The 12,965-nt window shown below is 56.5% G+C and carries 11 protein-coding genes and 1 riboswitch; of the genes, 8 read left to right on the top strand and 3 right to left on the bottom strand.

Features of this window, described 5'->3' with window-relative positions:
• Positions 1–67: 67 nt before the first annotated feature.
• On the bottom strand, positions 68–1,219 hold the full coding sequence (gene argE / locus CW267_RS06865) for an acetylornithine deacetylase (protein WP_012969211.1): 1,152 nt from the start codon (positions 1,217–1,219) through the stop codon (positions 68–70).
• Between the two features lie 113 nt (positions 1,220–1,332).
• On the opposite strand from argE, the gene argC reads away from it, so the two are divergent.
• The 4 genes from argC (at position 1,333) to oxyR (ending at position 5,768) form a co-directional block, all read left to right on the top strand.
• Complete coding sequence (gene argC / locus CW267_RS06860) at positions 1,333–2,337, top strand: N-acetyl-gamma-glutamyl-phosphate reductase (protein ID WP_022064625.1); 1,005 nt, start codon at positions 1,333–1,335, stop codon at positions 2,335–2,337.
• 6 nt (positions 2,338–2,343) lie between these two features.
• Entirely contained in the window at positions 2,344–3,120 is a 777-nt protein-coding gene (gene argB / locus CW267_RS06855; RefSeq protein WP_086070891.1) for an acetylglutamate kinase, read from the top strand.
• Between the two features lie 98 nt (positions 3,121–3,218).
• A complete protein-coding gene (argH, locus tag CW267_RS06845; RefSeq protein ID WP_023340882.1) occupies positions 3,219–4,592 on the top strand; it encodes an argininosuccinate lyase in 1,374 nt (457 codons plus the stop codon).
• Positions 4,593–4,850: 258 nt separating this feature from the next.
• Positions 4,851–5,768: a DNA-binding transcriptional regulator OxyR gene (gene oxyR / locus CW267_RS06835; protein WP_008807853.1), complete on the top strand. Its 918-nt coding sequence runs from the start codon at positions 4,851–4,853 to the stop codon at positions 5,766–5,768.
• Here the strand turns inward: oxyR and sthA are convergent.
• The gene (sthA, locus tag CW267_RS06830) at positions 5,751–7,151 is read right to left on the bottom strand and encodes a Si-specific NAD(P)(+) transhydrogenase (protein WP_008807852.1); all 1,401 of its coding nucleotides are present in this window, start codon (positions 7,149–7,151) and stop codon (positions 5,751–5,753) included. The two genes, oxyR and sthA, sit on opposite strands and share 18 nt — an antisense overlap.
• A gap of 196 nt (positions 7,152–7,347) precedes the next feature.
• On the opposite strand from sthA, the gene fabR reads away from it, so the two are divergent.
• Positions 7,348–7,983 (top strand): HTH-type transcriptional repressor FabR, encoded by a 636-nt coding sequence (fabR, locus tag CW267_RS06825; protein WP_004151856.1) that lies wholly within the window; start codon positions 7,348–7,350, stop codon positions 7,981–7,983.
• Between the two features lie 15 nt (positions 7,984–7,998).
• Positions 7,999–8,358: a YijD family membrane protein gene (locus CW267_RS06820; protein WP_008807851.1), complete on the top strand. Its 360-nt coding sequence runs from the start codon at positions 7,999–8,001 to the stop codon at positions 8,356–8,358.
• A 54-nt stretch (positions 8,359–8,412) separates the two neighbouring features.
• Here CW267_RS06820 and trmA read toward each other — a convergent pair whose 3' ends face one another.
• Positions 8,413–9,513 (bottom strand): tRNA (uridine(54)-C5)-methyltransferase TrmA, encoded by a 1,101-nt coding sequence (gene trmA, locus CW267_RS06815; protein WP_004203692.1) that lies wholly within the window; start codon positions 9,511–9,513, stop codon positions 8,413–8,415.
• 114 nt (positions 9,514–9,627) lie between these two features.
• A riboswitch (cobalamin riboswitch) is annotated at positions 9,628–9,815 on the top strand.
• 64 nt (positions 9,816–9,879) lie between these two features.
• On the opposite strand from trmA, the gene btuB reads away from it, so the two are divergent.
• Entirely contained in the window at positions 9,880–11,718 is a 1,839-nt protein-coding gene (btuB, locus tag CW267_RS06810) for a TonB-dependent vitamin B12 receptor BtuB (protein ID WP_012969208.1), read from the top strand.
• Positions 11,663–12,514 carry a glutamate racemase gene (gene murI, locus CW267_RS06805; RefSeq protein WP_008807849.1) on the top strand — a complete coding sequence of 284 codons (852 nt, stop codon included), beginning with the start codon at positions 11,663–11,665 and terminating at the stop codon, positions 12,512–12,514. Before btuB ends, murI begins: the two co-directional genes overlap by 56 nt.
• The last annotated feature ends 451 nt before the right edge of the window (positions 12,515–12,965 follow it).

Raw genomic sequence — 12,965 nt, 5'->3', positions numbered from 1 at the left:
GCTTATGGAAATGTGACGATCGTCACCGTTCCGCCCCGGGAGAACGGGGCGGAAAAAGAGGGCGATTTTAGTGCCAGCAGAAGTGGTGGACGACCTGGCTAATCAGCTCCCGGGTCGGCTTGATAAAGCGCGTCTCCAGATACTCGTCAGGCTGATGGGCCTGGTTGATGGAGCCTGGGCCAAGAACCAGCGTCGGACATAGCGTCTGGATAAACGGCGCTTCGGTGCAGTAGTTCACCACGTCGGTCTGCGCGCCGAGCAGTTTCTCAACCACCTGTACCAGCTTATGGTCCGGCGGGCATTCGTAGCCGGGGATCGGCGGGTGCAGCTCTGAGACCGTCAGGCGGCCCGGCCAGCGCTCACTGACGGGCGCCAGCGCCTCGCCCAACAGACCATTAAGATCGTTGAGGGTCATCCCCGGCAGCGGGCGGATATCCATATGCAGTTCACAGCAGGCGCAGATGCGGTTTGAGGCATCGCCGCCATGGATAGCGCCCAGGTTGAGGGTTGGGTAAGGGACCGTGAACGCCTCGAAGTGGTAGCGCTCTTTTAGCAGATCGCGCAGCTGCATAATGCGGCCGATGGCGTCGTGCATAAGCTCAATCGCGTTAACTCCGCGTGCCGGATCGCTGGAGTGGCCGGACTGGCCCTGAATACGGATCGCGTTGGACATATGTCCTTTGTGGGCGCGGATCGGCTGCAGGGAGGTGGGCTCGCCGATGATGGCGCAGTCCGGGCGCAGCTGGGTGGTTTCGGCAAAATAGCGCGCGCCGGCCATGCTGGTCTCTTCGTCGGCGGTGGCCAGAATATACAGCGGTTTTTTCAGCGTGGTGACGTCGACATCGCGCAGGGCGTCGAGAATAAAGGCGAAGAAGCCTTTCATGTCAGCCGTGCCGAGGCCGTAGAGCTTGTTATCGTGTTCGGTGAGGGTGAACGGATCCCGCGTCCAGCGGCCATCATCGAATGGCACGGTATCGGTATGCCCGGCGAGCAGCAGGCCGCCGGCGCCGTGTCCGGTGCTGGCCAGCAGGTTGAATTTATGGCGCGTATCCGGCACCGGCTGTATCTCAACATTGAAGCCGAGATCGCGGAACCAGCCTGCCAGCAAATTGATTAAAGACTCATTGCTTTGATCGAGAGCCTCTTCGGTCGCGCTGATGGACGGTGTGGCGATCAACGCGCGGTAAATCTCGATAAAGGGCGGTAAATTGTTTTTCATTGTTGACACACCTTGGGTCGTGATAGTATCAATATTCATGCATTTATTGTGAATAAAAATACAATATCGTTGAGCGTAAGAAAACCCATCGAATGTAAGGAGATGCGCTTCCAATGTTAAATACGCTGATTGTGGGTGCCAGTGGTTATGCCGGCGCAGAGCTGGTGACCTATATCAATCGTCATCCGCATATGAACATAACCGCTTTGACGGTCTCCGCGCAAAGCAATGATGCGGGAAAATTAATTTCCGACCTGCATCCGCAGCTCAAAGGCATTGTCGATATGCCGCTGCAGCCGATGTCCGATATCAGCGAATTCAGCGCTGGCGTGGACGTGGTGTTTCTCGCCACCGCGCACGAAGTGAGTCACGACCTGGCGCCGCAGTTCCTTGCCGCCGGCTGCGTGGTGTTCGATCTTTCCGGTGCCTTCCGCGTTAACGATGGGGCGTTCTACGAAAAATATTACGGTTTCACTCATCAACATCCCGACCTGCTCAAACAGGCGGTGTATGGTCTGGCGGAGTGGAGCGCGGATGCGCTTAAAGAAGCGCAGTTAATCGCGGTGCCTGGCTGCTATCCGACGGCGGCGCAGCTGTCGCTGAAGCCGCTGATTGAGGCCAATCTGCTGGATCTGAACCAGTGGCCGGTGATCAACGCCACCAGCGGGGTGAGCGGCGCGGGTCGTAAAGCCGCGATCGGCAATAGCTTCTGTGAAGTGAGCCTGCAGCCATACGGCATATTTAACCATCGCCATCAGCCGGAGATTGCCAGCCACCTCGGGGCAAAGGTGATTTTTACCCCGCACCTGGGTAATTTTAAGCGCGGCATCCTTGAAACCATTACCTGCCGCCTGAAGCCGGGCGTCGGCCACGCGCAGATCGCAGCGGTTTACCAGCAGGCTTACGCCGATAAACCGCTGGTACGTTTATATGATAAAGGCGTACCCGCATTAAAAAGCGTCGAGGGTCTGCCATTCTGTGATATCGGTTTTGCCGTGCAGGACGACCATCTCATCGTCGTCGCGGCTGAAGATAACCTGCTGAAAGGCGCCGCAGCGCAGGCAGTGCAGTGCGCGAATATTCGTTTCGGCTTCGCTGAGACGCAGTCTCTTATTTAAGGTGTGATGATGAACCCATTAATTATCAAACTCGGCGGCGTATTACTCGATAGCGAAGAGGCGCTGGAGCGCCTGTTTACCGCGCTGGTTAACTACCGTGAAGCGCACCAGCGCCCGCTGATTATCGTCCATGGCGGCGGCTGCGTGGTGGATGAGCTGATGAAGCAGCTTAATCTGCCGGTGAAAAAGAAAAATGGCCTGCGGGTTACGCCTGCCGATCAGATTGACATCATTACCGGCGCGCTGGCGGGAACCGCCAACAAAACGCTGCTGGCATGGGCGAAAAAACATGGTATTTCCTCGGTAGGCCTGTTCCTCGGCGATGGCGATAGCGTGAAGGTCACGCAGCTGGATGCCGAGCTGGGCCATGTCGGGCTGGCGCAGCCGGGCTCCCCGGCGCTGATCAACACCCTGCTGGCGGGCGGTTACCTGCCGGTGGTGAGCTCTATCGGGGTGACCGATGAAGGCCAGCTGATGAACGTCAATGCTGACCAGGCGGCGACAGCGCTGGCGGCCACCCTGGGGGCGGATCTGATCCTGCTGTCTGATGTCAGCGGTATCCTCGACGGTAAAGGACAGCGCATTGCCGAGATGACCGCCGAGAAAGCGGAGCAGCTGATCGAGCAGGGCATTATCACTGACGGCATGATTGTTAAAGTGAATGCGGCCCTTGACGCCGCACGTGCCCTGGGCCGTCCGGTGGATATCGCCTCCTGGCGTCACGCCGAGCAGCTGCCAGCGTTATTTAACGGCACGCCGATCGGCACACGTATTCTGGCTTAAGATTTCATGCCCGGCGGCGCGTCGTCTGCCGGACTTACAGACTGTAGGCCGGGCGGCACAATGTCGCCGGCAGAACTAACGAATAAAGGAAGCATGTTATGGCACTTTGGGGCGGGCGTTTTACACAGGCAGCAGATCAACGGTTCAAACAGTTCAACGACTCGTTGCGCTTCGACTATCGTCTGGCGGAGCAGGATATCGTTGGCTCTGTCGCCTGGTCGAAAGCGCTGGTAACGGTCGGCGTTCTGAGTGCCGCTGAACAGCAGCAGCTGGAAGAAGCGCTGAACGTGCTGCTGGAAGAGGTGCGCGCCAATCCGCAGCAAATCCTCGCCAGCGATGCCGAAGATATTCACAGCTGGGTGGAAGGCAAGCTGATCGATAAAGTGGGCCAGTTGGGCAAGAAACTGCACACCGGGCGCAGCCGTAACGACCAGGTCGCCACCGATCTTAAACTATGGTGCAAAGATACCGTTGTCGAACTGCTGTCGGCGAACCGCCAGCTGCAGAGCGCGCTGGTGGAGACTGCCCAGCATAACCAGGACGCGGTGATGCCGGGGTACACTCACCTGCAGCGTGCCCAGCCGGTGACGTTCGCACACTGGTGTCTGGCCTACGTTGAAATGCTGGCGCGTGACGAAAGCCGCCTGCAGGACGCGCTGAAGCGCCTCGACGTTAGCCCGCTGGGCTGCGGCGCGCTGGCGGGGACGGCGTATGAAATCGACCGCGAGCAGCTGGCCGGCTGGCTGGGCTTTGCCTCTGCCACACGCAACAGCCTCGACAGCGTTTCCGATCGCGACCATGTGCTGGAGCTGCTTTCCGATGCGTCTATCGGCATGGTGCATCTGTCGCGCTTTGCTGAAGATCTGATTTTCTTTAACTCCGGCGAGGCGAACTTCGTCGAACTTTCTGATCGCGTAACCTCCGGCTCCTCGTTGATGCCGCAGAAGAAAAACCCGGACGCGCTGGAATTAATTCGTGGTAAATGCGGCCGCGTGCAGGGCGCGTTGACCGGCATGATGATGACGCTGAAAGGCCTGCCGCTGGCCTACAACAAAGACATGCAGGAAGATAAAGAGGGGCTTTTCGACGCCCTGGATACCTGGCTCGACTGTCTGCATATGGCGACCCTGGTGCTGGATGGCATCCAGGTGAAACGCCCGCGCTGTGCGGAAGCGGCGCAGCAGGGCTATGCCAACGCCACAGAACTGGCAGATTATCTGGTGGCGAAAGGCGTTCCGTTCCGTGAAGCGCACCATATTGTTGGTGAGGCGGTAGTGGAAGCCATTGCGCAAGGGAAACCGCTGGAAGCGCTGCCCCTGGCCGATCTGCAGAAATTCAGTCCGGTCATCGCAGACGATGTTTATCCGATTCTGTCTCTGCAGTCCTGCCTCGATAAACGCGCAGCGAAAGGCGGCGTTTCGCCGCAGCAGGTGGCGCAGGCTATCAGCGACGCAAAAGCGCGCCTGAGCTAATTCTCTGGCATCCGCCTCTCTGAACCCGGCCGAGCCTGATGACGCCGGGTTTTTTATGCAAAAAAAAGCGGACACAAGGTCCGCAAAAGTTCACGTTGGCTTTAGTTGTTCGGGTAGAGAAACAGTGTGACGGGCCAATGATTTTCACAGGTATACCGTCTCTATGGGCGTATTATTGAACAGAAAGCTTGATAGGGATAATCGTTCGTTGCTATGCTATCTATCGCCATGGACTATCGTGGCGATGGAGGATGAATAATGAATATTCGCGATCTTGAATACCTGGTAGCGCTCGCCGAACACCGCCACTTCCGGCGGGCGGCTGACTCATGCCACGTGAGCCAACCGACGCTCAGCGGACAGATCCGCAAGCTCGAGGATGAACTTGGCGTCATGCTGCTGGAGCGCACCAGCCGTAAGGTTCTGTTTACCCAGGCGGGGCTGTTGCTGGTGGATCAGGCGCGTACCGTGTTACGCGAAGTAAAAGTGCTCAAGGAGATGGCAAGCCAACAAGGGGAAACCATGTCCGGGCCGCTGCACATCGGCTTGATCCCGACAATTGGCCCGTATCTGCTGCCGCAAATCATTCCGATGCTGCACCAAACCTTTCCGAAGCTGGAAATGTACCTGCACGAAGCGCAGACCCATCAGCTGCTGGCCCAGCTCGACAGCGGTAAGCTCGACTGCGCCATTCTGGCGCTGGTCAAAGAGAGCGAGGCCTTTATCGAGGTGCCGCTGTTTGATGAGCCGATGATGCTGGCTATCTATGAGGATCACCCGTGGGCGAACCGCGACCGCGTGCCGATGTCGGATCTGGCTGGTGAAAAGCTGCTGATGCTGGAGGATGGCCACTGTCTGCGCGATCAGGCGATGGGCTTTTGCTTTGAAGCGGGAGCGGATGAAGATACCCACTTCCGGGCGACCAGTCTGGAAACGCTACGCAATATGGTGGCGGCAGGCAGCGGCATTACCTTGCTGCCTGCGCTGGCGGTACCGCAGGAAAGAAAACGCGATGGCGTGGTCTATCTGCCGTGCATTAAGCCAGAGCCAAGACGAACCATCGGCCTGGTTTACCGTCCCGGCTCCCCGCTGCGCAGCCGCTATGAACATCTGGCGGAGGCCATCCGCGGTACGATGGATGGCCATTTCGACAAGGCGTTAAAACAGGCGGTTTAAGCCGTTCAGCGCGGCAACCCGATACGCTTCCGCCATGGTCGGGTAGTTAAAGGTGGTGTTGACGAAGTACTCAATGGTGTTACCACCACCTTTCTGCTCCATGATCGCCTGGCCGATATGAATGATTTCGGCTGCGCGTTCGCCAAAGCAGTGAATGCCGAGGATCTCCTTGGTCTCTCGATGGAACAGGATCTTCAGGGTTCCCACGCTCATGCCAACGATTTGCGCCCGTGCCAGGTGTTTAAACTGGGCGCGACCCACCTCATACGGCACTTTCATTGCCGTCAGCTGCTGCTCGGTTTTCCCGACGGAGCTGATTTCCGGAATGGTGTAGATCCCGGTTGGGATATCTTCAATCAGATGCGCTGAGGCTTCGCCTTTCACCAGCGCCTGGGCGGCAATGCGCCCTTGATCGTAAGCGGCAGAAGCCAGGCTTGGATAGCCGATGACATCGCCAACCGCATAAATGTGCGGGAGGGCGGTCTGGTACATGCTGTTGACCTTCAGCTGGCCGCGGCTGTCAGTCTGCAGACCGATGTTTTCCAGCGCCAGGGTGTCGGTATTGCCGGTGCGGCCGTTGGCGTACAGCAGGCAATCGGCCTTCAGCTTTTTGCCGGACTTCAGGTGCATGATCACGCCGTCATCCACCCCCTCAATTTTCTCATACTCCTCATTGTGACGAATGACCACGCCGCTGTTCCAGAAGTGATAAGAGAGCGAGTCTGACATCTCCTGATCGAGGAAGGCCAGCAGACGATCGCGGGTGTTGATCAGATCGACCTTCACCTCCATGCCGCGGAAGATCGAGGCGTATTCGCAACCGATCACCCCGGCGCCGTAAATGATCACGTGGCGCGGCTCATGCTGCAGGCTGAGAATCGAATCGCTGTCATAGATGCGTGGGTGGTGGAAATCGACATCGGCCGGATGGTAGGGACGTGACCCGCAGGCGATAACGAATTTCTCCGCGGTCACCGTCTCGACCGTGCCGTCATGGCATTCCAGCGCCAGAGTATGTTCATCAACGAAGTGCGCGTTGCCCTGCAGGATTTCACAGTGGTTGCGCTCATAGAATCCCTGGCGCATATGAGTCTGCTGGTTGATGACGCTGTCGGCATGGTTGAGGATGTCGGCGAAAGAAGAGCGAAGAAGGCGGGAGTGGTCGCTGTAGAGGGGGTTTTGGTTAAACTCGATAATACGGCTGACGGCATGGCGGAGGGCTTTCGACGGGATGGTGCCCCAGTGGGTGCAACCGCCGCCGACATTATGGTAGCGCTCAATGACGGCAACGCGTACTCCCTGTTTCACCAGTCCCATGGCGGCGCCTTCGCCGCCAGGACCGGAACCAATCACTATTGCATCATAATCCCAAGAGTGTGACATGGCATTACTCACCTGTTTTATACATAAAATAAACACGATGATAACATTCGCTGCGCTTTAACCCAATTATCGTTGTGCTTTTTTGCGGCATAAAAGCAGAAACGGCTCGTAAACAATCATTCACAATCCAGTGCAAACCGATTAGTTTTAATCTCTGGTATAGTGCCAGCAGGGCTATTGGAAGGATTCATACATCGTGATGGGCGTAAGAGCACAACAAAAAGAAAAAACCCGCCGTTCGCTGGTGGAAGCAGCATTCAGCCAACTTAGCGCTGAGCGGAGTTTCGCCAGCCTGAGCTTGCGCGAAGTGGCGCGGGAAGCTGGGATCGCGCCGACGTCCTTTTATCGTCATTTTCGCGATGTCGATGAGTTAGGCCTGACGATGGTCGATGAGAGCGGACTGATGCTGCGCCAACTGATGCGCCAGGCGCGCCAGAGAATTGCTAAAGGCGGCAGCGTGATCCGTACCTCGGTCTCCACCTTTATGGAGTTTATCGGTAACAACCCGAACGCCTTCCGCTTGCTGTTGCGAGAGCGCTCGGGAACCTCTGCGGCGTTTCGCGCCGCCGTCGCGCGCGAGATCCAGCACTTTATCGCGGAACTCGCCGACTATTTAGAACTCGAAAACCATATGCCGCGCGCCTTCACCGAAGCGCAGGCTGAAGCTATGGTCACCATCGTCTTTAGCGCTGGCGCGGAAGCGCTGGATGTCGGCCCTGAACAGCGCCGGCAGCTGGAAGAACGGTTGGTGCTGCAGCTCAGAATGATCTCGAAAGGCGCGTATTACTGGTATCGCCGTGAACAAGAAAAAATGTCACATCATTCCGAATAACGTGAAGGACGAGCAATGAAACACTCAGTTCAAGATAAAGGTACGCTGCTGCTGGCGCTGATTGCCGGGTTATCCATTAATGGCGCCTTTGCGGCGCTGTTCAGTTCGATAGTTCCGTTTTCCGTCTTCCCGATTTTATCCCTGCTGCTGACGATCTACTGTCTGCATCAGCGCTATCAGAATCGCAGTATGCCCGTTGGGCTTCCGGGCCTGGCCGCCGCCTTTTTTATTCTCGGGGTACTGTTGTACAGCACCGTCGTGCGTGCGGAGTACCCGGATATCGGCTCTAACTTCTTCCCGGCCGTTCTGTCCGTCGCGATGGTCTTCTGGATCGGCTACAAGATGCGTAACCGCAAAAATACGGCAGCCGAGTAAGCCGCCAGTGGTGTAAAAAAAACCGGCAATATGACATTGCCGGTTTTTTTGGGCCTATTTCCGGGTCAGCAGAACGCCGCATTCCATATGATGGGTGTACGGGAACTGGTCGAACAGCGCCAGCCGGGTGACGTTGTGCGTCTGGCTTAACGTCTCCAGATTGCGGCACAGCGTTTCCGGGTTGCACGAAATGTACAGAATGCGCGGATAGGCCTGCACCATTTTTTCCGTTTCGCTGTCCAGTCCGCTGCGCGGCGGATCGACGAAAATGGTCTCGCACTGATAGCTCTGCAGATCGATACCCTGCAGCCGGTTGAACTCCCGCACGCCATTCATCGCCTGAGTAAACTCTTCCGCCGCCATGCGGATAATCTGCACGTTGTCGATATGGTTAGCGGCGATGTTGTACTGCGCCGCAGCCACCGACGGTTTGGCGATTTCGGTGGCCAGCACGCGATCAAAATTACGCGCCAGCGCCAGCGAGAAGTTACCGTTGCCGCAGTACAATTCCAGCAGGTCACCGGTCGCCCCTTTGGTGACATCCAGCGCCCACTCCAGCATCTGAATGTTCATGGCCGCGTTCGGCTGGGTAAAGCTGTTTTCCACCTGACGGTAGATCATCTCTCGCCCGCCAACTGGCAGACGTTCATCTATATAGTCCTGATCGAGCTCGATTTTGGTTTTGGTCGCCCGTCCAATCAGATGCACATTGAGTCCCTGGGCTCGCAGGGCGTCACGCAGCGCCTCCGCTTGCTCACGCCAGGCATCATCCAGCTTTTTATGATACAGCAGCGAAACGACCGCCTGGTTGCTGAGGGTGGTCAGATAGTCAATCTGGAACAGCTTATGGCGCAGCACGGGATTGTTGCGCACGCCCTCCAGCATGGCGGTCATCAACTGATTGATAAGCGCGCTGGCGGCCGGAAAGCTGTCAACGCGAATCCGCGACCGGGTCTGCTGATCGAAAATAATATGGTACAGATCGTCGCCATCGTGCCACAGACGGAACTCGGCGCGCATCCGGTAGTGGCTGACCGGCGAACGAAACACTTCCGGAACCGGCGCGGCAAAAGGCGCCATCATGGTTTGCAAACGGACGACTTTTTCTGCCAGCTGCGCTTCGTATTGTTCGGTAGGAAGGTGTTCGGGGGTCATGATGCATCCTGAATAAAATAAGTACGCGGGGATTGTAGGGAAAGCGCCGGGGATGTCCAGCTTCGAATGTGGCGGGAAATATAATTAGCAGTCTGGACATCTATATGATTCTAATTGTAGCATTCGCCTACCGGTCCTGTGAGTTAAAAGGGAACCCAGTGGAAATCTGGGGCTGACGCGCAGCGGTAAGGAAGGTGAGAAATGAGCGCACTCGGTGCAGACACTGCGGCTAGCCGTGGGAAGTCATTATTTCTTGAAACAGCCTCCAAGCCCGAAGACCTGCCGGAATACGTCGCACTGGGTTTTATCGTCGCGAGCAACTGATAAAACCAGCGGCATCCTTTTTCTGTTTCGGATGCTTTTACAATGATTAAAAAAGCTTCGCTGATGACGGCTTTATCCGTCACGGCATTTTCCGGCTGGGCGCAGGATAGCAATTCAGATACGTTAGTGGTGACAGCAAACCGTTTTCAACAGCCGGTCAATACCGTGCTGGCGCCGACCGACATTGTGACGCGCGATGATATCGACCGCTGGCAGTCCAAAGATTTAAACGATGTCATGCGTCGTCTTCCTGGGGTCGATATTGCCCGCAACGGCGGCATGGGGCAGAGCGCTTCGCTGTATGTTCGGGGGACGGAGGCTCGTCACGTGCTGGTGCTGATCGACGGTGTGCCGATGGCGCGTCCGGGGATCTCCAATGGCGTAGATATCAGTCAGATCCCTATCTCGCTGGTCCAGCGGGTGGAATACATCCGTGGCCCGCGCTCCGCAGTCTACGGCTCCGGAGCGATCGGTGGGGTGGTGAACATTATCACCATGACCGACGCTGAGCGTTCGCAAATTAACGCCGGCGCGGGGACGAACGGCTACCAGTCCTATGACGGCGCCTTTAACAAGCGGTTTGGCGATACGCTGGTTACCGCTGCCGGCGCCTATCAGACCACCAAAGGATTTAACGTTCAGCCAAACTCCTCTTATAGTGGCGACAGCGATCGCGACGGCTACCGCAATAAAATGCTGTGGGGCGGGGTACAGCATCAGTTCGATGACAACTTCTCAGGTTTCTTCCGCGGCTATGGTTATTCCGCCAACGCTGACTATGACCAGGGCAACTGGGGCTACGCAGGCGGAAACGATGAAGATCAGTCTTATACTCAGTCCTGGGATACCGGTCTGCACTACCACTCCGGGATTTACTCCTCTCAGTTGATTGCTAACTATCAGCGCATCAAAGATTACAACTACAGCAGCGACGCTGGCCGCTATGCCGCGGGCACCACCCTGGATGATATGGAACAGCGCTATATCCAGTGGGGAAATAATGTTGTGGTAGGCCATGGGGCAGTGAGCGGCGGCGTTGACTGGAAACAAGAGAAGCTGAAATCCAGCGGAACGACCAGTACCGACGTGTATAAGCGTGACACCACCGGTCTTTATCTGACTGGGCAGCAGCAGATTGATAGCGTGACGCTGGAAGCTTCCGGCCGTGAGGATCATGACGAGCAGTTTGGCTGGCACGGAACCTGGCAGACGGCGGCAGGCTGGGAGTTTATCGACGGTTATCGGACAACGCTCTCGTACGGTACAGGATTCCTCGCCCCCTCCCTTGGGCAGCAGTATGGCGCAGAGCGTTTTGGCATCGCCTCTAACCCGAACCTGAAACCCGAGGAGTCGAAGCAATGGGAAGCGGGCCTCGAAGGGTTAACGGGGCCGCTCGACTGGCGCCTCTCCGCGTATCGCTATGAGATTCAGAACCTCATCGATTACGACAACAACGCCTATTACAACGTCAAGTCTGCGACGATCAAGGGGCTGGAGTGGACGGGGAATGTCACCACCGGGCCGGTGGAGCATCATCTGACGCTGCAGTATGTTGACCCTCGCGATGACGAAACCAACAAGATCCTCTATCGCCGGGCGAAGCAGCAGGTGAAATACGAGCTGAACGGTCAGGTCTACGATCTGGGGTGGGATGTGACGTATCACTACATCGGCAAGCGTTACGATTATGACTACGACAACTCGCGTACCGTCAATATGGGTGGGTTGAGCCTCTGGGATGTCGGTTTATCGTATCCCGTCACCTCACACCTGACAGTTCGTGGTAAAATAGCCAATCTGTTCGATAAAGATTACGAGACAGTTTATGGCTACCAATCTGCAGGACGGGAATACACCTTGTCTGGCAGCTACACCTTCTGATCCACGTCCCACCGTGCTGGTGTTTGATTCCGGCGTCGGTGGGTTGTCGGTTTATAATGAGATTCGGCAGCTGCTGCCGAATCTGCATTACATCTATGCTTTTGATAACGTCGCTTTCCCGTACGGTGAGAAGAGCGAGGAGTTTATCGTTGAGCGCGTTGTGGAAATCGTGACTGCCGTTCAGCAACGCTATCCACTGGCGCTGGCGGTCATCGCCTGTAACACCGCCAGTACCGTCTCACTGCCTGCCCTGCGTGAAAAGTTCGCTTTCCCCGTCGTTGGCGTGGTGCCGGCGATCAAGCCCGCCGCCCGCTTAACGGCGAACGGTATTGTTGGCCTGCTGGCGACGCGCGGTACCGTTAAGCGTCCTTATACCCGTGAGCTGATTGACCGCTTTGCCAATGAATGTCGGATTGAGATGCTGGGGTCGGCGGAGCTGGTGGAGCTGGCGGAAGCGAAGCTGCATGGCGAGCCTGTGCCGTTAGAAGAGCTGCGCCGTATCCTGCGCCCGTGGCTGCGGATGCAGGAGCCGCCGGATACGGTGGTGCTGGGCTGCACCCACTTTCCTCTTTTACAGGAGGAGCTGCAGCGCGTTCTGCCGGAGGGCACGCGGCTTATCGATTCTGGCGCGGCGATTGCCCGCCGCACCGCCTGGCTGTTAGAGCATGAAGCGCCGGATGCGAAGTCCAGTGACGAGAATAAAGCATTCTGCATGGCGCTGACGGCAGAAACAGAACAACTTTTACCCGTTCTGCATCGCTATGGTTTCCCAACGCTGGAAAAATTACCGCTTTAAGGGCGTTTTGCACAAAAAAGAGACGGTTGAATAATTTTTTGAAAACAGGGCTTGTCAACGTCTCAGAACTCCCTATAATGCGCCTCCACTGACACGGAACAACGGCAAGCAAGCCGCCGGGTCAACAGGGTTTCGGCGATGAAGTTCAGCGCTGAAAACCGACAGAGAAAAGCAAAATAAGCGCTTGACTCTGCATGAGGAAAACGTATTATACGGGACCTCGCAACGGTGAGCTGAAAGCCGCGTTGCAACTGCTCTTTAACAATTTATCAGACAATCTGTGTGGGCACTCAAAGTGACATGGATTCTTAACGTCCTCGGACGAAAAATGAATACCAAGTCTCTGAGTGAACATACGTAATTCATTACGAAGTTTAATTCACGAGCATCAAACTTAAATTGAAGAGTTTGATCATGGCTCAGATTGAACGCTGGCGGCAGGCCTAACACA

It is taken from the genome of Klebsiella sp. X1-16S-Nf21 (genome assembly GCF_002837615.1).
Classification (GTDB): domain Bacteria; phylum Pseudomonadota; class Gammaproteobacteria; order Enterobacterales; family Enterobacteriaceae; genus Klebsiella; species Klebsiella variicola.
Note: the sequence above shows the minus strand (reverse complement) of the source record. Positions and strands in the feature narration are given on the sequence as shown.

Excerpts from the sequence above, each read along its gene's own strand:
- trmA (WP_004203692.1), bottom strand. The coding sequence starts at position 9,513 with ATGACCCCCGAACACCTTCCTACCGAACAATACGAAGCGCAGCTGGCA.
- argH (WP_023340882.1), top strand. The coding sequence starts at position 3,219 with ATGGCACTTTGGGGCGGGCGTTTTACACAGGCAGCAGATCAACGGTTC.
- sthA (WP_008807852.1), bottom strand. The coding sequence starts at position 7,151 with ATGTCACACTCTTGGGATTATGATGCAATAGTGATTGGTTCCGGTCCT.
- CW267_RS06820 (WP_008807851.1), top strand. The coding sequence starts at position 7,999 with ATGAAACACTCAGTTCAAGATAAAGGTACGCTGCTGCTGGCGCTGATT.
- argB (WP_086070891.1), top strand. The coding sequence starts at position 2,344 with ATGATGAACCCATTAATTATCAAACTCGGCGGCGTATTACTCGATAGC.
- oxyR (WP_008807853.1), top strand. The coding sequence starts at position 4,851 with ATGAATATTCGCGATCTTGAATACCTGGTAGCGCTCGCCGAACACCGC.
- murI (WP_008807849.1), top strand. The coding sequence starts at position 11,663 with ATGGCTACCAATCTGCAGGACGGGAATACACCTTGTCTGGCAGCTACA.
- argE (WP_012969211.1), bottom strand. The coding sequence starts at position 1,219 with ATGAAAAACAATTTACCGCCCTTTATCGAGATTTACCGCGCGTTGATC.
- btuB (WP_012969208.1), top strand. The coding sequence starts at position 9,880 with ATGATTAAAAAAGCTTCGCTGATGACGGCTTTATCCGTCACGGCATTT.
- argC (WP_022064625.1), top strand. The coding sequence starts at position 1,333 with ATGTTAAATACGCTGATTGTGGGTGCCAGTGGTTATGCCGGCGCAGAG.